Source organism: Faecalibacterium sp. i21-0019-B1, assembly GCF_042852915.1.
GTDB classification, from domain to species: domain Bacteria; phylum Bacillota; class Clostridia; order Oscillospirales; family Ruminococcaceae; genus Faecalibacterium; species Faecalibacterium taiwanense.
The window spans coordinates 1,646,956-1,673,428 of the sequence record NZ_AP031425.1 but is presented as its reverse complement, the minus strand read 5'-3'; the positions used below and the strand labels follow the sequence as shown (position 1 = coordinate 1,673,428).

The following is a 26,473-nucleotide window of genomic DNA, read 5'->3' as shown; positions in this document are numbered from 1 at the left end:
GGAAACGAAGATGATCTTGGAAGAATACCGTGCCCGGATGGCCGAAGAGCTGAAAAAGCTGGACTGGCAGCACCCGGCCGACAAGGAAAGCAGTGCATACCGGCTTTTGAGCGAAGCGAGCCGGGACAAACAGCTGAGCACACAGGACTGGATCGCACTGTTTGAGCAGTACCGGGAAGGAGTGAAACAGCAGTGAAGCAGAAAATGAACCTGCGGCAGGAGCTGGATCTGACGCGGGACGGCACTGCGGAAATGACACGCTGGTGCATCATCATTGCGCTGCACCAGTGCTTTGGTGTGGGCAAGGACCGACTGAACCGGATCGAGCTGCGTGCCGAAGAGCTGGGCTTGGAAAGTCTGAACATTGCCATGCAGGCGAACGGCAAAGGAATGCCCAGCACCGACCAGAGCAGGGCGATGCGGGACAACTGGATGCCGGAGGGCGTGGAGCCGGAGTTCCGGGTGCCGGTGCTGCGTGCACCGCGTACCCGACGGGAGCAGCAGCTGCGCATGGCGGGCGATGTGGCCGCCAGCATGGTATGGACCTTATACGCAAAGGCCTGCATGGAGCTGTTGGGATATGGTGCCGGGCGGCTGAACCGATTGAAGCAGGAGACTCTTGCCAATTACCGGCAGGTGAATGAAGAAGGCCGTGCGGACGGGCTGGATGTTGCCATGGAGCACCTGCGCCGCTGTGCCTGCGACGCTTTGCAGACCGACGACATTATTGTGGAAGACATCCCGGACGAAGAGCGGGCAAAACAGGCAGACCGGGACTATGAGGAACAGAAAGATGCTTTCTTCCGGCGGAACATGGCCGGAGCCATGGGCCGCTGCGCTGCGCCTGCAGGCACGGCAGTGCTGGCACCGGGTGAGATCAAAAAGAAGATCGAGGCAGTTCTGCAGCAGGCAGCTGCGCCGGAAAGCTGGGAGAGGAGACGTTTAAGATGACGTTGAAGGAAGCCATGATCTACCGTGGCGAAAATGAAAGCACGCTGGCATTGATGCTGGCCACAAGGCCGCTTGATGTGCGGCGATGGTGCAAGCCCGGCGGGCTGGAAAAGCTGAGCGCCCAGAGGCTGCAGCAGCTGGCAAAAGCGCTGGACGGCGGGGTGCTGATCACCGAAGACGGTGCGGAGTTTGAACTGTATGGAGGAAGAGTGTGAGCAAGCAATACGTTTACAGTTTGTACGATGCAAAGACCGGAGCACTGCGTGCAAAAGGTACACCGCAGGAGCTGATGGAACAGGGATACTACAACCGCGCTGAAAGCGTATGCACAGGCTATGCCCACCAGAAGAAGAAAAAGGCAAAGCCGAAAAAGTGGCGGCTAGAACGGGAAGAAAAGCAGCCAAAGCCGAAAGCAGAACCGGACCACAGGACCGGCACCCAGATGCGGGAGGTATGGTTTTACAGCATGTTTGACGCGGACGGAAACCTGCTGCACGAAGGTACGGCCGCAGAGCTGGTAGAAAAGGGTCTGTTTAAGAACACACAGACCGTGACGAATGTTTTTTATGCCGGGCACTGCAGGCCGCAGGGCATTTACGGCCTGACACGGAAGAGGATACGGCGGGGCGTGCTGTGCAATGCGCCGGGAGCCAGAAGCAGCGTGCCGAAAAAGAGCAGGCCACCGATCACGGGAATTGAGAAGCCGGACGAGCTGCAGCGTGCTGTGCATGAGCTGTGCCTTTACAACGCTGCGGTCCGGAAAGCAGGCAAAAAAGAGCTGAGCTATGGCTACTGGGCTGCAGCCGGGAAACCGGAGGCACCGGCATGATCACATGGTGCTGCAAACCAGACTGTCCGGGAAGGAACCCGGCGTGCCATGGGACGTGCAAAAAGTACAAGGCATGGGCGGCTGCGGTGAAAGCAGAAAAAGCCTACACAAAGGACATGGTATCCCGGGACAGAGTGAACCGGAGCGACTACGTAAAGGAAGGCTGGATGGCGCACAAAGGACAGCGCAGACGAAAAAGATAACAGAGGAAGCCCCTGGCAAAAGGATGCCGGGGGCTTTGGCGACAGCGCAGCAGGATAAAGTCTGCCGGGTGCTGCCGGAGCGTACCGGCGGCAGGCGGGAGCCTTTATACCATTTATTTTATAGCAGGATGAACCGCTTTTTACAGCGTCCGGGGTGGGCGCTTTGGGGAGCTAGTATACCCGTTATTTCTGTGACGGTGATGGGCACAGAAGAGAAAACAAATACCGGCAGCATACCGATGCAGGAGGACGGCCAGATGAAGAAGAGCTACATTCGGGAAAAGAAATACCGGTGCGGCAGCGAGTACATGGCCGTTGGCGTTTATGCAGTGACAGATCAGGAGCACCGCAGGCGCGGCAAGAAGCACAAGGAGAGCGACCGGGGCCAGAAAGAGCGGAACAAGCACGCCAGCTTACGCCGCAAGCAGCGCAAGGCCATTGCGAACTTTGGCCGGGACGGCTTTTTCCTGACCGGAACATACGAAGAGTCCTATCTGCCGGAGGACTTTGCAGCCTGCAGGCGGGATGTGGAGAACTACAAGCGGCGGGTGATCGGTGCCACGGTAAAGCGTTTTGGTGTGAGCCGGGACAAAATACGGCTGATGCTATGGGCTGTGCGCAAAGGCGAAGCTGGACGGCTGCACATGCACGGCTTTGCCGAATGTGTGGGGATGGGAGCTGCCGACCGGCGGGAATGGCGCGAAATGCTGGAAGATCTGTGGCGGCGGCGCGTGCCGGGAACAGGCGAGTACGAGCCTTTGGGCACCATATCCGCCGACCGCATGGACATGAAGAAGCTGCTGGGCGTGGACGGACAGGGCAAGAACGGGACCATAGGCTACATATACGGCCACAAAGAGCGGGCCTGCATTGAAACACGCAATCTGAGCCAGCCGGAAGAACTGGCACCCAGCGACACGAAGTGGAGCCGACGCCAGCTGCGCAAGGGCTGCACCGAATGCGCAGAGAATGCCTACTGGTGGGAGCAGCACTATCCGGGTTTTGAGGTGGTACAGGTGATGATCTATGACCCCGGACAGCTGTACGAAGCGGACAGGCCGCGGCCAGACGGATGGGAGGCTACCGAAGCGCAGGCGTATCTGATCCTGCGGCGGAGAGGGTTTGCGAAAGTTCGCACCTGACAGATAAAATTATTTTATTTTGCGTGTTATCATTGCGCGAAACGCGGAGAAATACACAAAATCAGCGTAAAAATGCGCGGACAGTGACGGAAACGGGCCAAAACTGCGAATGAAGGAAAATTTTGGAAAGCAGATAGAGCCGTGAAAGGCGGTGGACGAGTGACCAGACAGCAGAAGAAGGCTGTGAGAAAGGCGCTGCGGCAGTACGGGCGCAAGCAGAAAGCAGCGGACGCGGCAGGCTGTGCGGCCGCAGGGCCGGACACATGGGGACGGGTGATCCGGCAGGTGCTGGACTACTATGCCGAGGTGGACGGGACCTGTGCGGATCTGCTCAGGCTGCGGTATCTGGAAGAGCGGCCGGAGGCGGAAACGATCGAAAGACTGCACATTGGGCGGACGACATACTACCACAAGGAGCTGGAAACGCTGAGCACGGCAGCGGTGTTTGCTGCAAAAGCAGGGCTGATCTGAAACACTGGGTGCGGATGCATCCGGTGGTTTTGTGATGCAACAACGACGACCGCCGCCAGTGGCGGAAACAGGGAGGAGTTGTTGGGGCCGTGGCCAGCAGGATGCAAGGCCCGCCCCAAGGGCCGAAGCAGACGCTGGGAGCCACAACCCATACTCGCTGCGACGACCGCAAAATGTCCGCAGTGTTTTTGCAGGCTGTTTGGTGGTAGGCTGAAAGCAACAGCACAGGAAGGAGGGCCGGGCATGGCTGAGCGCAGATACTGCAAAAACACCGTGCCGGGCAGGCAGGGCCGGGGCAAAAAGTACCCGGCAAAGGTGCGGGCCGAGGTGGTGATGGCCATGATCGGCACAAACTCCATCTGTGCGGTGGCGAGAAAATACGGCGTGCCGGAGAGCACCATCCGCAGCTGGGTGGCAGAGGAAGCAAAGAAGCCGGACGGAGAATTTGCAAAAGCACGGGCCGAAGCGGCGCGGGAGATCGCAGCCAGGGCGGCGCTGGGCGCAAAGGCACAGGTGAGCTACCTGCAGCAGCGCGCAGCAGAGAACCAGCGCGCCGCCGAGATACGGACAAAGCTGCAGCAGCGTCTGGATGAGGATACACGGGCCAGAAACTATGAGCTGGGCGTGCTGCTGAAGAGCGAGGAAGAAAACCTGCAGGACGCTGCCGAGACAGGCCTTGTGATACGCAGCGCACCGGGGACCTACGACCGGCAGCTGACGGACGAAGAGCGCACCGAGCTGGAAAAGCAGCTGGAACGATACGAGAGCCTTGCCATGAGCGACAAAGACGCGGCCAAGGTGACAGCGGTATTGCTGACAGCAGCAGAAAAGGCTGCGGCACTGGTGCCGAAGGACGAAGGCAGCGGCCAGAGCGCGGCCCCGGCGGTGCTGATGGAGCGGCAGGACGAGGGTGGGCAGCAGGAGGTGGTGCTGGATGGCAGCGGAACTGTATAAAAACCGACTGGTCATCTGGCGGCCGCAGCCCAAGCAGGCAGCCTTTATGCGCCGCAGCGAGGACGAAGCGCTGTACGGTGGGGCAGCAGGCGGAGGAAAGAGCGATGCGCTGGTGATCGAAGCGCTGCGGCAGGTGGACATTCCGCACTACCGCGGGCTGATCGTGCGGAAAACCTACCCGCAGCTTTCGGAGCTGATCGACAAGACGATGCAGTACTACAAGCCGGTATTCCCGAAAGCGCGGTACAACGCTTCCAGCCACGTATGGACCTTTCCGAGCGGGGCGAAGATCTATTTTGGCAGCATGTTCCGCACGCAGGACAAATACAACTATCAGGGCAAAGCCTTTGATTTTATCGGCGTGGACGAGCTGACCCACTTTACCTGGGAGGAATACAGCTACCTGATGAGCCGCAACCGACCTACCGGGCCGGGCACGGCAGTGTACATGCGGGCCACGGCAAACCCCGGCGGCATTGGCCACGGATGGGTGAAGGCACGGTTCATTACACCGGCACCACCGGGCACGAGGATGGTGCAGCTGGTGGATGTGAAAAAACCGGACGGCAGTGTAGAAAAGCTGCGGCGGACAAGGGTGTTTATCCCGTCCACGGTGTTTGACAACAAAAAGCTGCTGGAAAACGACCCGGGATATCTGGGCACACTGGCAAGCTTACCGGAAGCGGAAAAGCAGGCGCTGCTCTACGGCGACTGGGACAGTTTTAACGGGCAGGTATTTACCGAATGGCGCAACGACCCGGCCCACTACGAGGATCAGCGGTGGACGCATGTGATCAAGCCGTTCCGCATTCCAGCACACTGGCGCATCTGGCGCGGGTACGATTTTGGCTATGCAAAGCCTTTCTCCGTTGGCTGGTACGCAGCGGACGAGGAAGGACGGCTTTACCGCATCAAGGAGCTGTACGGCTGCACCGGCGTGCCCAACGAAGGCTTGAAGATAGACCCGGTAGAGCAGGCGCGGCGCATCAAGGAAGCGGAGGAAAACGACCCAATGCTGCGCGGGCGGCAAATTACCGGCGTGGCAGACCCGGCTATCTTCAACGAGAGTCAGGGCGAGAGCATTGCGGCCATGCAGGAAAAGCACCCGAATTACATCTTCTGGACACCGGGCGACCACACGCGACTTGCAGGCAAGATGCAGCTGCACTACCGGCTGGCATTTGACGGCGAGGGCAGGCCGATGTTTCAGGTATTTGATACCTGCAGGCATTTTATCCGCACCATTCCGAACCTTGTGTACGACGAGAGCCGGGTGGAAGACATTGACACCACCCAGGAAGACCACATTTACGACGAGTGCCGGTATGTGCTGATGGAAAACCCCATCAGCCCCAGAAAGACCGAACCGGTGCAGCCGATGAAAGATGACCCGCTGGACATGGACAGACGCAAGAGCCGGACGCGGGTGATGAGGGTGTGAAACGATTTGAATGCCCACCGCGTGCGCTCTGGGCATATGCAGCGGAATTTGATTTTTATTTTTCGCATTTGTCGCGGCCTGTGGGCCGCTCCGAATGCATTTTCACGAGAAGAGACCCTAGCGATAAACGGCATCAGGAAAAAGGAGCGGGAACGTGGACGGAGGAAAATTTGAACAGTTTATCAACCACTTCGATGAAGCACCATTGGTGGGGGAAAACGGCTTGACGACAGAGCCGGAACTGCCCGCACAGCAGGTGATCGGGGAAGAGGACATCCGCAAGGCAAACGACATTTTGCAGAAATACAAGGCTGGAAAAGCAGCCCTTGACAAGCGCATTGTGGATAACGAATTGTGGTTTCGCATGGGGCACTGGAAAAATTACGAAAACAAGGAAATGCAGGGCAAGCCCAAGCCTTCCAGCGGATGGCTGTTCAACAGCATTGCCAACAAGCACGCCGATGCCATGGACAACTACCCGGAACCGAACGTGCTGCCGCGGGCAGAGGACGACGAGAAAACAGCAAAAGCGCTTTCCAAGATCCTGCCCACGGTACTGGAGCAGTGCGACTACGAGACCGTGTACAGCGACACATGGTGGCGCAAGCTGAAGACCGGCACCGGCGTGAAGGGCGTGTTCTGGGACCCGGAGGCGCGCGGCGGGCTTGGCGAGATCTGCATCCGGAGCGTGAACCTGCTGATGCTGTACTGGGAGCCGGGCGTGGAAGATATTCAGGACACGCCGCACCTGTTCAGCTTGAGCCTTATGGACAATGACCAGCTGGAAGGGCGATACCCGCAGATGGCCGGGCACACGGGCAGCAGCATGGATGTGGCAAAGTACATCCACGACGACAGCATTGACACCGGCGACAAAAGCGTTGTGGTGGACTGGTATTACAAAAAGGCCCTTGAGGGCGGGCAGACGGTGCTGCATTACTGCAAATACTGCAACGGTGTGGTGCTGTATGCCAGCGAGAACGACCCGCAGTATGCCCAGCGGGGCTTTTACGACCACGGGAAATACCCCTTTGTGTTTGACCCGCTGTTCCGGGAAGAGGACAGCCCGGCGGGCTTTGGATACATTGATGTGATGAAGGACACCCAGACCGCCATTGACGAGATGAACCACGCCATGGACGAAAACGTGAAACTGGCTGCAAAGGCCCGTTATGTGCTGAGCGACACAGCGGGTGTGAACGAAGAAGAGCTGGCCGACTTTGGCAAGGACATCGTGCACGTGGTGGGCAGGCTGACGGACGACAGTTTCCGGCCTTTGCAGACCAATGTACTGAGCGGCAACTGCATCAGCTACCGGGATGCACGGGTGAGCGAGCTGAAGGAAATCAGCGGCAACCGGGATGTGAGCCAGGGCGGAACCACCAGCGGCCTGACAGCGGCAAGCGCCATTGCGGCTTTGCAGGAGGCGGGCAGCAAACTTAGCCGCGATATGCTGAAAAGCGCGTACCGGACGTTTGCAAAAGAATGCTACCTTGTGATCGAGCTGATGCGGCAGTTCTACGACGAAGAGCGGGTATACCGCATTACCGGCGAGAGCGGCGGCGTGGAGTATGTGCCGTTCAGCAATGCGATGCTGCAGGCCGTGCCCGGCGGCAATGTGGGCGGTGTGCAGCTGGGCGACCATGAGCCGGTGTTCGACATTACGGTAAGCGCGGCAAAGAAAAGCACTTTCAGCCGCCTTTCTCAGAACGAGACGGCAAAGGAGTGCTACCAGCTGGGATTCTTTGCACCGGCCAACGCCGATGCTGCCCTTGCTGCGCTGGAAATGATGGACTTTGAAGGCATTGAGAAGGTGCGGGAGAGGGTGAGCCAGAACGGCACGCTGTACCAGCAGCTGCAGCAGATGGCACAGCAGATGCAGAAGATGGCCGCCATCATTGACCAGCAGAACGGCACCAACGTGAGCGCAGCAGCCAGCGCGGCCGGACAGGCTGCCGGTGCTGCCGGAACAGGGGGCGGCGGGACCGCGGACGCGAAGAGCACCACCAACAGTCTGGGAGATGTGGTGGGCGAAAGCGGGAGCAACAGCATGGCGACCCAGGCCGCAAAGCGGGCCATGGACGTGAACAACCCGAACAAGTGAAGGAGGAACGGCATGGAGCTGAAAGACACCATCGATGGCATGATCAGTAACGACTACCGGGAACGCTTTAAAGCGGAGTACCGGCAGACGAAGGAACGGTACGAAAGACTGAAAGGGTTTTGCAACCGGATCGAGGCGGCGGAAAGGACCGGAAGGGAAGAGCCGAGGCATGATTGCCCGCTTGAACTGCTGCGGGAGCAGCAGAAACGCATGGGAATGTATCTGGAAACGATGGAGATCCGGGCGGCGATCGAGCAGATCAATCTGAACAAGTGACCGGGGAAGGAGAATAAAATGATCACCATTATTTACGACGAAAAAGGGAAGGACATGAGCCTGCAGGCATCGGGACACGCGGGCTATGCGCCGAAAGGACAGGACATTGTGTGCGCGGCGGTGAGCACACTGATGCAGAGCCTGGCTTACAGCGTGGATAGCGGCACTGTGACCTGCGACCCGGGCGGGGACAACATCCTGCGTGTACAGGCGAACCGGAGCCTTGACACTCTGGCGAAGTTTGAGCTGGTGATAGATGGGCTGTACCTGCTGGCCCAGCAGTACCCTGAGAATGTGCAGCTCATGAACCTGCATGCAAACGATGCAGACAACATGGATCTGCAGTTATTTGGTGACGGTGCAGCAGCTGGCAGTTCCGGTGACGGTGCGCAAGCTTCAGAGGGCGAAAGCAGCCCGGTGGCACCGCCTGCCCTGCGGCCCGCACAGGAGCGGCTTGCGAAGCGCAGCAGGCCGGGCAAAGCAGCAAAAGTGACGACAGAAAAAAACCTTCAGCCGCCTGCGGGCGGCAGCTCCCTCAATGAGGGAGCCAAAGTCGATGCCGAACGGCTGGCGCAGGAGGAAGCTGAACCGGACAAGGGCAACGAGCAGGAGCAGGGCAGCGAAACCGAAGAAAACGTGCAGCTGACACCGGAACAGCGCCGGAATGCCTTTGCGAAGGCGATGCAGCAGTACCCGGAAGAGTTTGAAGAGGCCATGCAGCATGCTGCGCGGATGGCGGTGCAGAGCATCCGGGAAAACCCGCAGCTGAACGAGCTGGGCAAGGTGCTGGCCGAAGCCTACGGCATTGACATGAGCAACATGGACGGGCTGATCGATGCCGTGAAAAACGGCCGGGTGAAGAACGATGAATATTATGAAACGCTGGCGGCGCAGCGGGGCATCAGCGTGAAAACCGCGCGGGAGATGGACCGCATGGAGGGCCAGCTGCAGCGCGCCAATGCTGAAAAGCAGCAGGCCGAACAGCTGCGGCTGGCCGCGGAGCACCAGCAGCGTGCAGCGGCAGTGCGTGCCCGGTGGGAAGCAGAAGCGGCAAAGCTGAAAAACAGCTACCCGGACTTTGAGCTGGACGAAGTGCTGAACAACCCTGCCGTGGCGGATATGATCCGGCGGGGCGTGGGGCTGGAAGCGGCATACCGTGCAGCCTACTTTGACCGCCTGATGGAAAACCAGACGGCCCGCACGGCAAAACAGGTGGAGCAGGGCGTGGCGACGCGCATCCAGCAGCGCAGCCAGCGCCCGGCTGAGAACGGGACACACCCCGGCGGCGCGGCCGAGATGAAGGTGGATGTGGCCCACATGACACGGCAGCAGCGGAAAGAGCTGGCACGCAGGGCACAGCGCGGAGAACGCATTGTGCTGTGAGAGATTTCCCGCGCGAAGAATGCGAGAAAGATAAACCCTTTTGAAGGAGGATAAACAAATGAGCAAGAAGAGACTGGATCTGCAGATGTTTGCGGATGCAAGCGCACAGCTGCAGAACACCACGGGCGCAGCCGGTATGACGGCTGAGATGAAGACCTACTACGAAAAGACCCTGCTGGATCTGGCAGAGCCTGCACTGGTGCATGACCAGTTCGGCGACAGTTACCCGATTCCGGCGAACAACGGCAAGACCATTGAGTTCCGCAAGTATGATGCGCTGCCCAAGGCCACCACGCCGCTGACCGAGGGCGTGACCCCGGCAGGTCAGGCGCTGAACGTGACCACCGTGACCGCCGAGGTGCACCAGTACGGCGGCTGGGTGCCCCTGACCGACATGCTGGATCTGACGGCCATTGACAACAACATCGTGCAGGCCACCAATGTGCTGGCAAGCCAGGGCGGCCGTACCATGGACACCATTGTGCGCGATATCCTGAACGGCGGCACCAACGTGATCTATGCACCGAAGATCGGAACGGGCGGCGCGGAGACCGCCGTGACCAGCCGTGCGGATCTGGATGCCACTGCACAGCTGACGGTGGATCTGATCGACCAGGCAGTGGCGCTGCTGCAGACCCAGAACGCAGACACCATTGGCGACAGCTTTGTGGCCATTGTGCACCCGCACACCAGCTACGATATCCGCAAGGACCCGAACTGGATCGAGGCGCACAAGTATGCGGCACCGGAGGAGATCTTCAACGGCGAGATCGGCAAGATCAACAACGTGCGGTTCGTGGTTTCCAGCGAGGCAAAGGTGTGGAAGGGCGATGGCTGCCCGGCGGGGCTGGCTGTGTACAGCACGCTGGTACTGGGTGCCCACGCCTACGCGACCACCGAACTGGAAGGCGGCGGTATGCAGCACATTGTGAAGCAGCTGGGCTACGGCGATGACCCGCTGAACCAGCGTGCTTCTGTGGGCTGGAAGGCCACCAAGACGGCGGAACGGCTGAGCGAGCAGTACATGGTGCGCATTGAGAGCTGCTCGGCACGCTACAGCGCAAAGGCGCTGGCAAACTAAGGAGGAACCAACATGGCAGTAAAGAAGCAGGAAACCGAAGCCGCTGTGCAGGCAGCACCGGAAAAGGACACGGAGGTGATCCGGCTGTTCAAGGACAACCAGCGCTACAAAACGCCGGTGTTCGTGGGCGTGAACGGTGAGACCTACCTGATCCAGCGCGGTGTGGACGTGGAGGTACCGAAGGCGGTTGCTGAGGTGCTGCGCCACAGCGAAGAGATGGACGGCGAGGCAATGGCAAAGATCGTGGCGGCGGAAAGCGCTGCTGTGCAGCAGGCGCAGCGCGTGTAAGGCCGAAGAGCACAGCTCTTGCAAAGAAAAGAGCATTTTGCAAAATGAAAACAGACACCCGGTACAGCGGCACATGGCTGTGCCGGGTGTTTTTGCAGCAGAGGCGACTGCTGGCTGCGGCAGGAAGAACGCAGGGAGCCGTGACCTGCGCAGCAGGAGCTGACCGGAAAGGAGACTTGATAAGATGACAGTCGGACAGGCGATAGAACAGGCCGATGAACTGCGGCCGAACAACCAGTTTACGGACAGCCTGAAACAGAGCTGGCTGCACCAGTGCGATGCCCGGATGCGCACGAGCATTGTGCAGCGCAGCCGGACGGCGGACTTTGATGCTGTGGGTGCGGATGTGAACTGGAACGAAGGATTGGAATACGAAACGGTGCTGCTGGCACCGGAAGCCTTTTGCCCTTTGTATGTGCACTGGCTGTGTGCGCAGATGGATCTGGCGCTGGGCGAGACAGCACGGGCCATGAATGAGCTGCAGGTGTACAGCGACTACCTGCAGGAATTTGCCGTATGGATGCGGAAGCGGTACGCACCGGCCGCTGGTGCGCAGTGGAGGTACTGAGGGATGATGGATGGAACGAACCTGAACGTGCTGCAGACGAGCCGCCAGATGCTGCGGGCCTTTGGCGGGCTGAACGAAGGATACGGCTGCAGCGAGGCAGAGTTCAGCGGGGAAATGAATTTTTCCAGCCGGGGATACCCGGCGCTGCAGACGCGGAAAATGCGCAGGAATGTGCGGACGGTACAGGGTGTGAACGGAATGTACCACCTGAATGGGCTGCTGATCTGCCGCGGAAAGACGCTGGAATACACCCCGGACGAAGAAGTACGTACCGGTGCGGTGGTGCTGGAGAACGTGCTGACCGATGACCGCAAGGCCATGGCGGGCATGGGCACGAAAGTGCTGATCTGGCCTGACAAGGTGGCTTTTGACACGGGCACCGGCGAACTGACGCGCCTTGGCGCACAGTGGGAGATGGGCGGGAAAAGCGTGACCGTGACCCCCTGCGATGCCGAAGGCCGGACATACACCCCGGCGGGCGCAGGCAAGACCGAACCGAAAGAGCCGGAGGACGGACAGCTGTTTTTGAAAAGTGACAGCAACGAAGCCTATGACAGCAATGCGGTGCTGCTACGCTACAGTGCAAAAAACAAAAAGTGGGTGGAAGTGCTGCTGAGCGCGGTGAAGATCCGGTGTCCGGGGATCGGCGGAGTGATCCGGGAGGGGGACACTGTGACCATAAGCGGGATGCCGGACACAGTGTGCAATGCAGTGGCAAAAGGACTGAACGGTGAGGTGATGATCCAGACCATGGACGGCGACGAGATGGTGGCAGTGCTGACACGGGCCGAGGACAGCAACCGGTATTACGGAAGCTGGACTATGACGGAGACCAGTGTGACATGGAAGAGCGCTGACGGCACCGTGACCGAGAACGACGCAGCGGCCGCACCGGTGAAGGTGGAGCGGCGGGTGCCGGAACTGGACTTTGTGACGGAACAGGGAAACCGGGTGTGGGGATGCAGCCGGAAGGAAAACACCATTTACGCCTGTGCTCTGGGCGACCCGACCAACTGGTACAGCTATCAGGGCATTGCAGCGGACAGCTATGCCGTGAGCGTAGGCAGTGACGGCGCATTTACCGGCGCTGCAAGCTGTCTGGGATACCTGCTATTCTTCAAGGAAAACTGCATCCACAAACTGTACGGCACAAAGCCCAGCGATTACCAGATGAGCAGCGTGCGCTGCCGGGGCGTGGCGGCAAACGCAGCGAACAGCCTGTGCGTGATCGCAGAGACGCTGTATTATCTTTCGCCGGACGGGGTGATGGCATGGGACGGAAGCCTGCCGACAAAGGTATCCGCTGCGCTGGACACCAGCGGGCTGACTGCGGTGGACTGGGCCATGGCGGGAAGCATGGACATGCGGTATTACCTGTACCTGCACCAGAAAGCAGGCGGCCCGCAGGCCGGACGGCTTTTGGTATACGACACGGAAAAAGGCCTGTGGCACGAGGAAAGCGCTGCAGGCACCGAGATGGTATCCACCGGGCAGCAGCTGTACCTGTGGGACGGCAGCGTACTGTGGGCCGCAGATCCTGACCGGGAAAGCGGCACGGAGGAAGCAGGGCAGGAAACGGCGCTGCAGTTTGAAGCGGTGAGCGGAGACATTGGCCTGAGCGTACCGGACGACAAGTACATCAGCCGGGTGACGGTGCGGCTGGATGCGCTGGCCCACACGGTGGTAACGGTGGCTGCAAGCTATGACGGCGGAGCCTTTGAAACTTTGGGCACCTGCGCAGCAGGGAAGGACCACCAGCGCATCAACCTGCCCTTTGTGCCCCGGCGGGCAGATACGCTGCAGCTGAAGATCTATGGCACCGGGCAGATGGTGCTGCGCAGTGTGGCCTTTACGCTGGCGGCGGCGACCGGTGGGCGCGTGAGCGCGGCACAGCCGAGGAAATGAGAGAAGGAGCGTAGAAATGGCAAGTTTGGCGGGACTGGAAGGCATTGCGCTGCCTTCCTTCAGCAGTGAGATGCCGGCAGAAGATGCCCGTGCGCTGCGGAATTACCTGTACCAGCTGACGGAACAGCTGAACTATGTGCTGACGAACATTGACCGGGAGAACTGCTCGGAAGAATTTTTAGAACGGATGAACGGGGAAGGAGCATAAAAAATGGGACTGTTTGGAAACAATGACCGCCTGAACACGGCACGGTACAACCTGGAACAGTATGAGAAAACGAAGCCTGCAGACTACCAGAGCAAGTATCAGGGCCAGATCAAGGATGTGATGGACAAGCTGGAAAACATGGGCGATTTTGATTACGACCCGGATGCAGATGCAGCCTACCAGCAGTACAAGAACCAGTACACCCGGCAGGCAAAGCTGGCAAACCAGAATGCGCAGGCGAATGCCGCCGCCATGACCGGCGGCTACGGCTCCAGCTACGGTACGCAGGCGGGACAGAACGCCTATGCCAGCACGATGAACAGCTTGGACAATGTGCTGGACAGCCTATACAGCCAGAGCAAGGCCCAGTACAACACGGAGAAGAGCGGCCTGCAGCAGCAGCTGAGCGGGCTGCAGAGCGCGGAAAAGCAGGACTACAGCCAGTACCAGAACGACCTTGCCAACTGGACCGAAGGCCTACAGTACAAAAAGAACGAGTACGACAACGCTTACAGCGCAAAGCAGAACGGGTGGCAGAATTTTATGAACGGGGCGCTGCAGGTGGCAGGCATTGCAGCGAAGATCCTGCCGCTGTTCTTTATTTAAGGAAAGGAGAAAAGAATGGGAACCATCAAGAGATTGAACGACGCGCAGCAGCGCCTGCAGGACGCGGAAAACGCCATGCCGGGGGCCTACGATGACCAGTATGCGCAGGGCATTGCCGACACGCTGGACAAGATGGGCACGGCCAGCGGCGCGGGATTTGACTTTACCACGGCAGACAGCGGCTACAAGGACGCACTGACACGGATGGTGGGCAATGCGAATGCCGGTGCAGATGCGGCAGCAGCGACCGCAGATGCGCTTTCCGGCGGGTATGGCGCGGACTATGCAAAAAGCGCGGCAGATCAGGCAGCAGCGGCGCAGACGGCAAACACCGGCAGCACCCTTGCTGCAGCACGGGCGGACGCACTGGCCCAGTGGCAGCAGGAGCTTGCCGGTGCGGGCGACCAGCTGGACACCCTGCTGGGACAGCGCGCACTGGAACGCGGCGAGTATGACAGCAGCGTGAGCAATGCAGCAAACTGGCGCAATTACCTTTATGACCGCACCCAGCAGGCACGGCAGGAGAACAGCGACTTCTGGAACAATGTGTGGAACGCCGTGAAGGGCATTGGCAGCACGGTGATGGAAGGATACGATGCGTACAAGGGGTACAGTCAGCAGAAGTGGGAAAACGAGTTCAAGGAAAAACAGTACAATGACAGTCTGGCACGCACTCAGCTGAGCGATCAGGTGGCGGCGCTGCAGCAGGCCACCGCATACAAACAGGCAGGCTTTGATGATGCAGCGAAAGCAGTGCTGACGAAATATGGTTTGGACGAGACGATGCTGGATACATGGCAGGGCATGAGCAGTGTACAGCAGGATCAGATGGCGGCACTGCTGCAGGGTGCAAGTCTGGCAGGAAGTGGCAATGACACTGCAGCCAAAAACTACCTGCAGATGGCGGGCGTAGATACCGGCAGCATTGACTATTCGCCCACACTGAACCAGCGGCAGCTGAATTACACAGCAAACCAGCTGGCACTGAATAACCGTTATAGGACGACCGGCAGCGGGAGCAGCAGAACGAGCAGAACGAAGAGCGGAAACACAAGCTCTGGCAGCGGCAAGACGGGAACGACCGGCTTTACCAACAGCCAGCTGCAGACGATGGCAACAAAATTCTCCGGGATGAAGAAGACAGACCCACTGTATGACTTCTACCAGCAGACCCTGACGGACGCGGGGTGGCTGAAAAACAGCACGGCGGGAAGCAACGGCACCAGTGGGCAGGCAAACACCCGCAGCAGTCCGCTGCGCAGCGGACTTGCAACGGCGCGCGGCATGCAGGCGAGGGGTTACAGTCTGGACGATATTGCGGGCAGACTTTCTGCAGACGGCATTACGGACAACACGCTGTCGTCCATTATGAAAATTCTGGAAGCGGAACGATAAAGGAGACCGGCAGTTATGAGCAAATGGACACCGGAAAGACTGAAAAAAGACAGAGAAAGTTGGGAAGCGAAAAACAACAGCCGCACCACAAACCGGACGGCAAGCACCGGTACAGCTGCGGGAACAGCAAACACTACGGACAAGTGGACACCGGAACGCATTGCAAAAGCGCGGGAAAGCTGGGAAGCGAAAAGCAGCGGACAGAATGCTGCCAGCCCGGCTGCGGCTGCAAGGCAGAACACCGGCACGGGCCTTGGTGCACGGGTGCTGGCGCAGATGACGGGCGCGGACAGCGGCCACAAGCTGCAGCTGGCAGTGCCGCAGGAAACAGGCAGAACACAGGCATATCCGGGCAAAAGCGGCATTGTGACCGACAGCGGTACAGGTACACGCAGCAGCACTGCGCAGCCGGAATGGCTGAACGCGAAGAGCACTGCAGCTCCGGCGGCAAAGGTGACGGGAACGGTGCAGCCCACTGAGCGCCAGCGCATTGCAGGCATTGCCAGCGGAGATGAAGGCTGGTATGCACAGACTGCGCAGAAGGTGAAGCAGTACACGGAAGATCTGAAAGCGACAGACGACTTCAGCGATTTTGACCGGCTGAACCAGTGGATGGACGCTGACCCGAAGCACCGGGAACTTGTGACGCTGATGCGCATTGGCACCGGCGGACAGAGCTATGCCGAGAAAAACAACGCCATGCAGCCCCAGAGCGTGAGCGGTGCTGCAGCCAGCGCAGCAGTGCCGGAAAAGAGTGCGGGCAGACGGGACTACACCGATGCGGAACTGCTGGCAAAGGGATACAGCCGCAAGGAGATCAGCGAAGCGCGGCAGTACATTGCCGACTTTGATGCGCTGCCTGCAGGACAGCGTGCAGCGCGGCGCGCGGCCAATACCATTGGCGGTATTGGAGACACGGTGGCATCCTCGGTTTTTCTGGCGGGTGAGACCGGCGTACAGAGCGCAAAGAATGCAGCAGCGACCAGCAGCAACTGGAAGCAGCTGCAGCAGGATGTACAGAGCGACGACCGGCAGCAGGAGCTGCTGCGCCTGATGACCGGCGGAAAGACACGGTATGCAGCACGGGACAACACGCTGCAGCTGGCACAGAGCAGCGGTGCAATGGCCAGTGCCCCGGCGGCACAAACAACGCAGAGCGATGCCTACACGGATGCAGAGCTGATCGAGAAAGGTTACACGCAGCAGGAGATCGACAACATGTGGGCGCGCATTGCCGGAACGGAAGTGCATGACAGCGTAGACCCGGAGAAGAGCTTTGGTTACCAGCTGTACAAGCGAGGACAGGATCTGACCGCAGCTGCACAGGCGGGCCTTAGCCCCATTGCAAAGCAGGCGCTGGGCATCGTGAGCAGTGCTGGCGAGAACCTTGCGGTGGCGGCTATTGACCCGGCATGGGTGCTGCCGGTGCTGAGTGCGCAGGGCGGTGCGGAAGCTATGGGCCAGAGCGTTGAAAAGGGCGAAAGTGCAGGCAAGACGCTGGCCGGGGGCCTTGCAAAATTTGGCGCGGGTTGGGCCATTAACAGTGTGGGCGCAGCAGACCTTGCAAAGACCATGGGCAGTGACTACGCAAAGAATACGCTGGCGGGCAAACTGGCTGACATGGTGCGCAGCGTGGCGGCGGACGGCACGCTGGCACAGCGGTACCCGGCGGTGGCAAATGCCATCTCCGGCGGCGTGGACAATGCCATGCAGGCCTTTGTGGAGACCTATGCAGACAAGGCTATTGATGCGACGCTGGGCGACAGCGAAGCGGCGGCAGACCTGTTTAAAAGCGACACCTTTTTAACGGCGCTGGAAAGCGGCCTGACGGGCGGTGCATCCGGTGCCTTGGGCGGTGCTGTGGGCACAGGGCTTGCAAAGGCGAACGGCGGCGATGCCAGCATTGTGGGTAATGTGAAGCGGGCATACTACGAAGGACAGATGGAACGGGCACGGCAGGCATTGCAGGACGAAGTGCGGGCACAGGAGCCGGGAACGGCGATGCAGCAGACACCGGAAGAAGCTGCGGCAGGCACCCGACAACCTGCGGCTGCTACACAGGAAACGGTGCAGCCGGAAGTGACGGGGACGACAAGCGGATTTGCGACCATGCAGGATACTGCGCCGATGGTACAGAGCGAAAACCCGGCTGTGCAGCAGCTTGCCGCAGCTGTGCAGGATGGGCAGCTTACGAGCAAGACCATCAACCTATTTACACCGAATGCGGCCAATGAAGCGAACCGCGCTGCCTTTGCGGAAGAATACGGTGTTGAGCTGCCGGAAACGGAAGCAAAGACCCGGCAGGTATTGCGGGAAATGACAACACAGCAGCGGGCAGCACAGGCTCCGGCCACAGCTACCGAAAATGCGACAGTTGAAGCACAAAATACGGCCGCAATTGTAGAAAAAATGGAAGCTGACAGATCTGCGCGGCAGGCACAGACGGAAAGTGAGCTGGGCCGGAGCGGAGCTGCCGTGGAGAACACCGGGGAAAGGGTGGAAAGCAGCCCGGCGGAACAGTCTGGCGGGATGCGGGAAACTTACGGCCTTGAACAGCAGAGCCTGACCACAAAGCAGCGGGAGGTGCAGCATGAGCTGACCCGATGGCAGGTATCGGATGGGGCAAGTGCGACCATCAGCAGGAACATGCCGACAGAAATTGGAGATGCCGGGCGGTATGCAGCTGCAGCCAGTAGCCTGTACCGGCTGGGACAGATGGAAGATGTGCACACCTTTGACAAGGCTATGGAGCTGGCGCAAGGCATGAGCGGCCTTGCTGTGAACACCGATTACGTGCTGGCACAGGACGGTGGACGGGAAGCGCTGCAGCTGGCATGGCTGCAGGGACACGGAGAACTGGAAGCCGGAAAGATGCAGCGCGCAAGCCTTGGCGGAAGGCTGACGGCGGAAAGCACCAGCGGCAGCGGCCGGGTGCTGTATAAGGGAACGATGCGCACGGCAAACGAGGTGGGCACGCAGCTGATCGAACTGAATGCGAAGGCCACGAACACCGATGCGGTGCTGAAAACGGTGCTGCAGGGCAGCGACCGGGTGAGGGCTTATGTGGACACCGAGACGGCGCGCATTTTCTTCAGCGACCGGGCAGAGGATGTGTTTGGCACAATCTTGCACGAGGACTACCACTGGTACAACTCACTTGATGCAGAGGGTGCGCAGGCACTGCAGCAGCATGCACTGGAATTTCTGGCAAAGAGCGAGGGCTTTGAAGGCATTGACGAGATGATCCGGGGGAAGCTTTCCGACTATGCACAGCAGGGGCTGAGCTACGAGGAAGCCGCAGAAGAACTTGTGGCGGACGCATGGCGCGGCATCTTCAGCGATGAAGCGAGCTTTAAGCGCTGGGTGGAGTTCCAGCGCGGGCAGGCTGAAAAGAACGCAGGCAAGGCAGGCAGCATCCACAAGGTGATGACCAAGGTGAAGGAGCTTTTGAGCGACATCGTGAGCCGCGCAAAGGAAGTGCTGGCAAGAGACCCGGAGAACAAGGCCGCTCTGAAAGCACAGCGCCTTGCGGTGGCAGAAAAGCGGGTGCTGCAGGACGAATACTTTGCCCATGCGGAGAGGGCTATGGACAGCCTGCGCGCCGCAAAAGAAAACGCCGCAGCCCTTGAGAACAAGGGCGCGGCGGAAGGGACAAGGTTTGAAATCAAGAAAGATGCCGAGGGAGAAACTTACATTCAGATCGACGAGGATATTCTGAAAGGAATCCCGCAGGAAAACTGGAAATCGGTAGTCAAGCAGGCAATCAGAGAACGTTTCCCGGATGGCTTTGTAAGAAACGGCTGGACAATTCTGAACAGCAAAGATGGACGCAATGAGTTTGTCTGGTCGAAGTATTCAAAGGCATTACAGTGGGAAAATGCCACAGCGTATGCGGACAAGATGCGCATGGCTGCCAATCTTGATGAAATCATTGCAACTGCGGATGAGGTGTACCGCGAGCCCGCAAATCACAAAAATGCGGAAGCCTTCAACCGCGGAAGAATTAAAATCCGCGTGGGCGAAAACGCGTATGAGGCAGATGTGCTGACAGCCATCAAACCGGATACACGGGAGATTTTTTATGATATTGTTAACATCAAAGAAACAAAAATAAAGCCCTCCGGTGGTACCCACGTAGAATCCGAAGATTCAAGGAGTAGATTGCCGGAGAGCTTTACGGAGACCTTCGGCAAAGCCCACATGGAATCCGAAGATTCGGGGAGCAGCGGGTCGAAGATCTCTAACCAGAGTATAGCACAGGAAGCCGCTGAAAACAAGGGAAATGACGGGACGCTGAAGAAAAATGTACGGTATCAGTTGAGCGAGGCAGACGAGCTGACGAAGCTGCGCGACGAACAGCAGCGGCTGGACGAGCAGCGGCGGGAGCTGAAGGAAGAACGCAGTGCCTGGCTGGGAAGCGACGCCGTGAAAGAGATCGAGGCGAAGAAGAAGGCACTGGGGATTTTTTCTGCAGAAGCAAAAGCCTACCGGGACAGCGAAGAATACCAGAATTATCTTGCAAAGCGCAAAGACTACAATGCCCGTATGGCGCAGCTGGAAGACCAGAGCGCTGTGCTGAACGGCCGGATCAAAGAGGCCGGTGCCCGGATGCAGCAGCAGAACGCAAAAAAAGGCAAAGCAGAACAGGCGGTATATGATGCCAAGGCCGAAGCCCACGGCGGAAAGGCAGAATACCGCCGCGTACTGGCAAAAGAACGGTTTGGCACGACAGAGGACTTCAGACGAGCCGGGTACATTCTGCCGGACGGCCAGATGCTGGACTTTGCCCAGAATGACCGAACCCGAGATACCGATCACCGGGAGATCATGAGCGTGTTCGGTTCGGCAGAGGTGAAAAATGGAACGGAAGCGCTGAACGAATTTCTGCTGGACGGCAATGTGCGCGTGATGGCTGAAGCACCGGGAGTGGATCTCTCGGCAGACACAGCACCCACCACGCAGCAGCTGGAACAGATCTGGCGAATGGTGCAGGAGCTGGGCGGCGAGAAACGGCAGTTCACACTGGACATCTCCACAGCAGATGGTCGGGTGGCAGCCGGCAAGGAATACAGCGGACGTGTGGATGCTGACCGCGTAGTGCGGGAGATCCGGGAATATTACCAGACCGGTGAACTGGCACAAGAAAGCGACCTTGCAAAGTTCCGCTATCAGCTGGCAGAGCAGGCCAGCCGTGACGCGAAGCGGAACGACCAGCAGATGGCAAGCCGCACCATTGCGGACAAGGCTGCAGCACTGGACACCTTGAGCCAGTTCTTTGGGCTGATGCAGGATAGTGCGGTTGGGTGACTCAAGAGAAAGAAAAAAGAGACCTCATCTCGTCAAAAAACTAAATCATAAAAGCATCAAAGAGGGCATTCAAATGAAACAAAATCGAATTTTTGACCAGAATAGTTCTCAAAAAGCACGTTCTTGGCACTATAATATGGACACCAACCGAGCGGAAGCCCAGTTCGCTGATGGCTCTGCCATTGCCATTGACTGCCTTGCCATCGAGGACGAATACGGCAATACCCCGGCACAGCGAGCTGAACTTGATTGGCTACTATACAACAAGCCCTTGGAGTGCGTCCAGCTTGTGCTGAGTGGTGAGATTGAGCATTATCTCTCACTTGGCTGTGACCATGGCAAACTGAAAGACTAACCTCTAAATAGGCCAAACAACCCGCTACTTGCAGTCGCTGCAAATGGCGGGTTGTTTGCTTATTTTAAGTTTTTCCTTTGCTCATAGTAGTGCAAAATCAATGTAGTGCAAAATCAATGGCCCAACGGTCAAAGAAATCACAAATATCAGGCAAATCTACTGGTTTCTTATAAATGTCATTCTAAAATTCAATGGATTTTGCTATTTCTAGCACTTGTTTTTTCGACACGAAAGTCGATTTAACCCTATATTTTATGTATCTCTCGATGATTTCAAGTTTGCCATTTTGGGGGCTTGATTATTGAGAAAATTCTAAATTCCAAAAAGGTCTATCATTTTCATCAATCGCATCGTTATTGAGAATAAGCACTGCACCACCACTTAACAGAGGAGGCAGCTGTAAATAGCTTATATTATTTATTGAGAAAATGAAACGCTATTGCAACAGTTGAATACTGTATATTTTATCAAATTGATACGGATCTGATAGCAACACCTTACCGTTTGATATCACAAGAATGCTTTCGCCTTCTTTAAGATACGACAACTGAAGATTTCCTTTCAAGTAGTTTGATACGCCATAAATTATATAATTGTCATCCGTATCATATAATTGATTTTTTGCAGTCGCATAAATACAATTGTTCTTCAGGTCAACTTCTTCAATTATAAGTTCCGATTTTTTTCTTCCGAATGTATTCGATTGAAATAGAATGCAGAGAACCACTGCCACAAATGCTATGCCAACCATAATCTTCCGTTTGCATTTCATTTTATCAACCTCTGTATGAAAGGAACAGCGTATAAAGCGATTGTGTTATTCTCAATGCCCCTGTATAAGAAGTTGGATATGAAGAACCATCAATTGTGCTTCCATCTTTATGGATTCCGATAGCTACATACCCAGCTCCAGAAATATATTCTACAAGAGGACCACCACTAAAGCCACCTGTCAAATCCCAATCGCCCTTGAGATATTTTGAAGTCTGACTTCTAATATACCCAGAAGATTTACACATCCGATATCTCGCATCGGCACCATTTATTTGGCTCGGATAGCCATAAGCATACACCAACTGTGATGATGAATAATTGCTAGACTGCCAATGTAACCCAAGCCATCCCGTTTTCGTTCCTAAATTATTCTTGAGCGTAATAATCGCCCAATCCTCCGAACTTGTTCCAGCAAGATAAGAATCACTAACAATCATCGAACTTGCCGATACATTTTCGCTTCCAAAAGGTTTACTATTATCAGATCGAGCAGGTGCGACATTTACCGACTTAACGTAGGCTTTTTCCTTTATACTGTATAGATTATGTGCTGCTGTTGCAAGTGCATTAGGCCCAATCATAAATCCAGAACCATAATTTGTCCCTCCATTATTGGTCGTTATCTGTAGGCATACCGTACTACAATATGGTGTTGCCGTTGGATTATCAACAACAGTGATATCATTGCTTCCGATAATCGCATACAGATCGGATAGATCAATATCCGAAATCTTTCCATTTGGAAAATAGCCTGCAGTTGTCTCTCCATCCGTGAAGGAATTGGTTTCAACTATAATTTCCTCTATAGATTCTTCTTTTGTATCAAAATCGTATCTATGGTATCTCTCGATATGAGATTTGCTTCCATCACTTTGATTATCTGCAAAAGCAGTCAGCCCAGAGTTAAGCTCCATTGAAGAAAGAGCCACAATCCCACTTGCTTTCAAAAAAATTCTACGAGATATTTTTTCACTAGCTATTTTAATTTTCCTTCTTTACTTTTAGAGTATACACAAGATTTCTTATACATCAGTTGCTCTGCATTGGAAACACCTCCGTAAAATTTTTCATACGTTAGAGCCATCCTTATTTTAGATTTCAACTTTTACTTTCGCAAAAAAATAAATACCACTGATTTTTTATCCAATAGCCGTGCTAAGATTTATCTCTATGGGATTCAACACATGCGTCTGCTGGCACAACCAAGCCCAATTGTTCACTGTAGTAGTAAACAAGTCGTCATAGTTGTTGTCATATGCAAAATCAAATGTGTCATGAACGGTAATCAAGTAATACATTATAGAATTACCAATCATGAAGCCTGTTCCAGAGGTGCTTACCCTATGCAATGCATAGAATAAATCTGCATTATCAGACTTTTGAATTGTAAAAGACCAACTTCCTCCACTAAAATCTTTCAAGCCACTATTAAGTACTTTGTTTTTATAATTATTAAAAACTGTTGTCGTGTTTAACTTGTCAAGCAATGGCGTCGAAGAATCCGTCACACTCTCAGAATAGTCAATATTATATACAGAGAATTCAACCATAAGAGCCGCACATTCATATCCCTTATCCCGTGCAATTTGCGCAGCTGCCAACCATGCAAGCTGTGTATTATTTAACAAATTTCCAGATGCACGTGTTTGATCTTCATCTTTCATCTTATCGATAAACTTATTTAATTCATCTATCGACATTCCCGAAAAATCAACATGATACTTATCATTCATGCTTTGAATAACAGGATTGCTAGCTTTACGGCTGCTTATGTTAGCAGCATAAGACACAGTATTTATCGAAAACAAAAAACACACTGAAAGAATTAATGATACGAACCTCTTCATAACGAACCTCCTTAAATTCTGTACTCTACTATATAAATTGTGTGCTTCTCATCATCCCAGACAACGAGACTAAAATTCACATCTTCAGAATGTAAAAGCAATGTATTCATTTCGGCTTCCGAGCGTAGTTCCTTATGCTGACTATTATCATAAAGAAAAAAATTTCCACTTGCAATTTCAGGAATCACAAAATCTAATCCAAAATATGACGACACATTTTTTAATATAGAAGATATGGTTGGAGAATCATTAATTTTCTCCCATGAATCGAGTTGATGAATAATTTTGGCTGCATCCACATCGTAGTATACCGCTAACATTATCCCATCATTTTGCAATCCGCCATAAGCCTCATATATCAACGATTCAGAGTATGTTGCTTTTCCAATTTTGAATTGTTTCAAATAATCTCGTTTTTCATATTTGCTTTTTCTTCCAAGCATAAAGCCCAAAAGCAAGCACAGTGCGACTATAGCTAGGTATCGGATAACTCGCGTTGGTCTCGCCTTTATAATTACCTCACACCTTTCTAACTTGCTGAAATATATAACAAACTCCACTTATCTACTGGTACTTCCGGTAATGGTTTCGCTCCGTCCATCGGAATAGCTAAAGGTCGCAGAATACTCAAGCCTATAAGATTTTCCGGGCTTAGTGTTAAAGCTACTGCTCACCATGCAGGTTGAGGTCGTGCTGCTGTTTGAGCAGCTACTTACTTTTTGCCATGTTCCAATTGTCCCCTTTTCATAGAGAACGCCTGAAACGCTGATTTTCTTTACTCCAGTTCGAGTCTGGGCATCAACCTGATAGTATGTTTGGTAAATAGATCCGTTGACCGTACTATCGCCTACATACCGTTCAGACTTTTCAGCGGCCATTGCGGTGCAGGCAAAGCTCAAGAGAATCACCGCTGAAACAACAATGGACAACAAACGCTTTTTCGACATAGACATACACCTCCGTTTTTTTGCTCCCATCAAGAGCCTTTGTATAATCAACGCAATTCGCATTCGCTTCGTTTCAATTTTCAGGAGAAAATTTTTCAAATTTTCCATCTTTGTAAGTTCAGACAAAAAGAAAGCCAGACATTTGTGAACTCTCACAAGTGTCCAGCTTTCTTAACGGATACCTTCCGCAATTTTCATAATCTCATCGTATGGAATGTTTCCCATAACGGTATGTGTAATCCCCCGATGTTCCCAACTTAGAGTATAAACATTCTTTCCATGTTCATCCGTACTGGTTCCAAGTACACCATCTGCTTCTCCGACCTTTACGGTTTCGTACACTGTATGCTCATTATCAAACAGGGACTGCTGCCCTGGCTGGATAATTGAGCAACGGACTGTGTAGCTTTCCTCTGTTTCTTTTGACGAGTAAACATGTAAAAAGTTTTCTGCTCGCTCAAATTTCTGCACATCGTCCATTTCAAAGCCGTTCGGCACATAATGGTCGCTGTATCCATCCGGGAGCCACTCCAGCGGTTCGCCATCCACCTGATAAGTCAGCTGCATCTCAATGGGCAGAAATTTTTGAATCATCGTATAGACTGCCCTGCGGAAATCAGCGCTGACCGCAAGAGCACCAACCGTCAGCATTACGAGTGTCAATGCCGCAATTAGTACTCGTTTCAACACTGGGTGGTGCTTTTTCTTCTATAAGGCCTCTGTCATTCGTTCGTCCCATTGGGACGTATCTGGGTAGATTTCCTCAAACTGCTTTGGCGTTGGAAGCGAATCCAGTTCTCTTTGCGCATCTGCACGAAGTGCCATCATCAAAGCCGCATCAAATGAAATGTCTGTCCGCTCACTCATGGCTGTTCATCTCCTTCCATAATAGTTTTCGTCCTCGAAAGAGCCGTGTTCGTACCACTTCATCCGTTAATCCCAGCGATTTTGCAATCTCACGGTTTGTATATCCCATTGCCAAAAGGCGTAGCGGATCACGGTACATCGGTTTCATTTGGCCAATCAGTTCTGTTAGACGTTCAATGTTATCGGTGCTAACTGCTGCATCATCCGGCACCGGAGCGGCATCTGGTTCGTTTGGGACATCTTCCAGCAATTCTTCTCGTTGTTTGCGAAGCATATCATATGCACGGCTTCTACTACAACTAACGAGATAAGCAGCGAGTTCGTGACAGTTTTCTCGATGAATTTTAGAAAAATTTTTTGCAACGTACAAAAATACCTCTTGTAGCACATCCTCTGCCAGATACGAATCATCCATGATTTTGTAAGCGGTATGGTAAACCAGCCGTTTGTATGTATTGTACACCTCGGTAAAATCTTCTTCAAAGTTTCGATCATCAAGCACACTTAGATATAACGCAAGCAACGCAGTCACCTCTATTCACATTGATTGTGTGTAGTGTACCACGAACCA

General features: G+C 55.2%; 27 protein-coding genes. 20 read left to right on the top strand and 7 right to left on the bottom strand.

The features are described from left to right. Positions 1-10 precede the first annotated feature (10 nt). From ACGHP1_RS08430 to ACGHP1_RS08335, 20 genes are all read left to right on the top strand, one after another. Positions 11-196, top strand: coding sequence for a hypothetical protein (locus tag ACGHP1_RS08430; RefSeq protein ID WP_154259937.1), 186 nt, complete (start codon positions 11-13; stop codon positions 194-196). Then, the gene (locus ACGHP1_RS08425) at positions 193-951 is read left to right on the top strand and encodes a hypothetical protein (protein ID WP_154259935.1); all 759 of its coding nucleotides are present in this window, start codon (positions 193-195) and stop codon (positions 949-951) included. The genes ACGHP1_RS08430 and ACGHP1_RS08425 overlap by 4 nt, the downstream gene beginning before the upstream one ends. Beyond that, a complete protein-coding gene (locus ACGHP1_RS08420; RefSeq protein ID WP_154259933.1) occupies positions 948-1,166 on the top strand; it encodes a hypothetical protein in 219 nt (72 codons plus the stop codon). The genes ACGHP1_RS08425 and ACGHP1_RS08420 overlap by 4 nt, the downstream gene beginning before the upstream one ends. Continuing rightward, positions 1,163-1,780 (top strand): hypothetical protein, encoded by a 618-nt coding sequence (locus tag ACGHP1_RS08415; protein WP_371292857.1) that lies wholly within the window; start codon positions 1,163-1,165, stop codon positions 1,778-1,780. The genes ACGHP1_RS08420 and ACGHP1_RS08415 overlap by 4 nt, the downstream gene beginning before the upstream one ends. 460 nt (positions 1,781-2,240) lie before the next feature. After that, entirely contained in the window at positions 2,241-3,125 is an 885-nt protein-coding gene (locus ACGHP1_RS08410) for a hypothetical protein (protein ID WP_390508954.1), read from the top strand. 159 nt (positions 3,126-3,284) lie between these two features. Continuing rightward, complete coding sequence (locus tag ACGHP1_RS08405; protein WP_390508952.1) at positions 3,285-3,596, top strand: SqdX protein; 312 nt, start codon at positions 3,285-3,287, stop codon at positions 3,594-3,596. A gap of 243 nt (positions 3,597-3,839) precedes the next feature. Then, positions 3,840-4,550, top strand: coding sequence for a hypothetical protein (locus ACGHP1_RS08400; protein WP_390508949.1), 711 nt, complete (start codon positions 3,840-3,842; stop codon positions 4,548-4,550). Continuing rightward, entirely contained in the window at positions 4,531-5,991 is a 1,461-nt protein-coding gene (locus ACGHP1_RS08395) for a terminase large subunit domain-containing protein (RefSeq protein WP_005941675.1), read from the top strand. Before ACGHP1_RS08400 ends, ACGHP1_RS08395 begins: the two co-directional genes overlap by 20 nt. A 154-nt stretch (positions 5,992-6,145) precedes the next feature. Continuing rightward, positions 6,146-8,095 (top strand): hypothetical protein, encoded by a 1,950-nt coding sequence (locus ACGHP1_RS08390; protein ID WP_005941678.1) that lies wholly within the window; start codon positions 6,146-6,148, stop codon positions 8,093-8,095. Between the two features lie 12 nt (positions 8,096-8,107). Next, positions 8,108-8,371 (top strand): hypothetical protein, encoded by a 264-nt coding sequence (locus tag ACGHP1_RS08385; protein WP_390508946.1) that lies wholly within the window; start codon positions 8,108-8,110, stop codon positions 8,369-8,371. 18 nt (positions 8,372-8,389) lie between these two features. After that, complete coding sequence (locus ACGHP1_RS08380; RefSeq protein WP_154259928.1) at positions 8,390-9,754, top strand: ribosomal-processing cysteine protease Prp; 1,365 nt, start codon at positions 8,390-8,392, stop codon at positions 9,752-9,754. A gap of 58 nt (positions 9,755-9,812) precedes the next feature. Continuing rightward, positions 9,813-10,835 (top strand): N4-gp56 family major capsid protein, encoded by a 1,023-nt coding sequence (locus tag ACGHP1_RS08375; RefSeq protein WP_044953652.1) that lies wholly within the window; start codon positions 9,813-9,815, stop codon positions 10,833-10,835. Positions 10,836-10,847: 12 nt separating this feature from the next. Then, positions 10,848-11,123 (top strand): hypothetical protein, encoded by a 276-nt coding sequence (locus tag ACGHP1_RS08370; protein ID WP_005941686.1) that lies wholly within the window; start codon positions 10,848-10,850, stop codon positions 11,121-11,123. A gap of 184 nt (positions 11,124-11,307) precedes the next feature. Continuing rightward, positions 11,308-11,691 (top strand): hypothetical protein, encoded by a 384-nt coding sequence (locus tag ACGHP1_RS08365; RefSeq protein ID WP_390508942.1) that lies wholly within the window; start codon positions 11,308-11,310, stop codon positions 11,689-11,691. 3 nt (positions 11,692-11,694) lie between these two features. After that, on the top strand, positions 11,695-13,596 hold the full coding sequence (locus tag ACGHP1_RS08360; protein ID WP_005941690.1) for a hypothetical protein: 1,902 nt from the start codon (positions 11,695-11,697) through the stop codon (positions 13,594-13,596). Positions 13,597-13,612: 16 nt separating this feature from the next. Beyond that, entirely contained in the window at positions 13,613-13,804 is a 192-nt protein-coding gene (locus ACGHP1_RS08355; protein WP_005941692.1) for a hypothetical protein, read from the top strand. Between the two features lie 3 nt (positions 13,805-13,807). Then, on the top strand, positions 13,808-14,410 hold the full coding sequence (locus ACGHP1_RS08350; protein ID WP_005941694.1) for a hypothetical protein: 603 nt from the start codon (positions 13,808-13,810) through the stop codon (positions 14,408-14,410). A 15-nt stretch (positions 14,411-14,425) separates the two neighbouring features. Next, positions 14,426-15,805, top strand: coding sequence for a hypothetical protein (locus ACGHP1_RS08345; RefSeq protein ID WP_154259926.1), 1,380 nt, complete (start codon positions 14,426-14,428; stop codon positions 15,803-15,805). A gap of 15 nt (positions 15,806-15,820) precedes the next feature. Then, positions 15,821-21,112 (top strand): hypothetical protein, encoded by a 5,292-nt coding sequence (locus ACGHP1_RS08340; protein ID WP_390508938.1) that lies wholly within the window; start codon positions 15,821-15,823, stop codon positions 21,110-21,112. A 73-nt stretch (positions 21,113-21,185) separates the two neighbouring features. After that, positions 21,186-21,467: a DUF6061 family protein gene (locus ACGHP1_RS08335; protein WP_015536560.1), complete on the top strand. Its 282-nt coding sequence runs from the start codon at positions 21,186-21,188 to the stop codon at positions 21,465-21,467. A gap of 776 nt (positions 21,468-22,243) precedes the next feature. Here the strand turns inward: ACGHP1_RS08335 and ACGHP1_RS08330 are convergent. The 7 genes from ACGHP1_RS08330 to ACGHP1_RS08300 form a co-directional block, all read right to left on the bottom strand. After that, positions 22,244-23,170 carry a serine protease gene (locus tag ACGHP1_RS08330; RefSeq protein WP_005924705.1) on the bottom strand — a complete coding sequence of 309 codons (927 nt, stop codon included), beginning with the start codon at positions 23,168-23,170 and terminating at the stop codon, positions 22,244-22,246. A gap of 210 nt (positions 23,171-23,380) precedes the next feature. Next, on the bottom strand, positions 23,381-24,088 hold the full coding sequence (locus ACGHP1_RS08325; protein WP_015536562.1) for a hypothetical protein: 708 nt from the start codon (positions 24,086-24,088) through the stop codon (positions 23,381-23,383). An 11-nt stretch (positions 24,089-24,099) separates the two neighbouring features. Then, entirely contained in the window at positions 24,100-24,492 is a 393-nt protein-coding gene (locus ACGHP1_RS08320; RefSeq protein WP_223383318.1) for a hypothetical protein, read from the bottom strand. 156 nt (positions 24,493-24,648) lie between these two features. Continuing rightward, positions 24,649-25,035: a hypothetical protein gene (locus ACGHP1_RS08315; protein ID WP_223383317.1), complete on the bottom strand. Its 387-nt coding sequence runs from the start codon at positions 25,033-25,035 to the stop codon at positions 24,649-24,651. Between the two features lie 171 nt (positions 25,036-25,206). After that, positions 25,207-25,725 (bottom strand): DUF4367 domain-containing protein, encoded by a 519-nt coding sequence (locus ACGHP1_RS08310; protein ID WP_242990416.1) that lies wholly within the window; start codon positions 25,723-25,725, stop codon positions 25,207-25,209. 18 nt (positions 25,726-25,743) lie between these two features. Beyond that, positions 25,744-25,902, bottom strand: coding sequence for a hypothetical protein (locus tag ACGHP1_RS08305; RefSeq protein WP_242990417.1), 159 nt, complete (start codon positions 25,900-25,902; stop codon positions 25,744-25,746). Further along, entirely contained in the window at positions 25,895-26,434 is a 540-nt protein-coding gene (locus ACGHP1_RS08300) for an RNA polymerase sigma factor (protein ID WP_223383315.1), read from the bottom strand. The genes ACGHP1_RS08305 and ACGHP1_RS08300 overlap by 8 nt, the downstream gene beginning before the upstream one ends. Between the last annotated feature and the right edge of the window lie 39 nt (positions 26,435-26,473).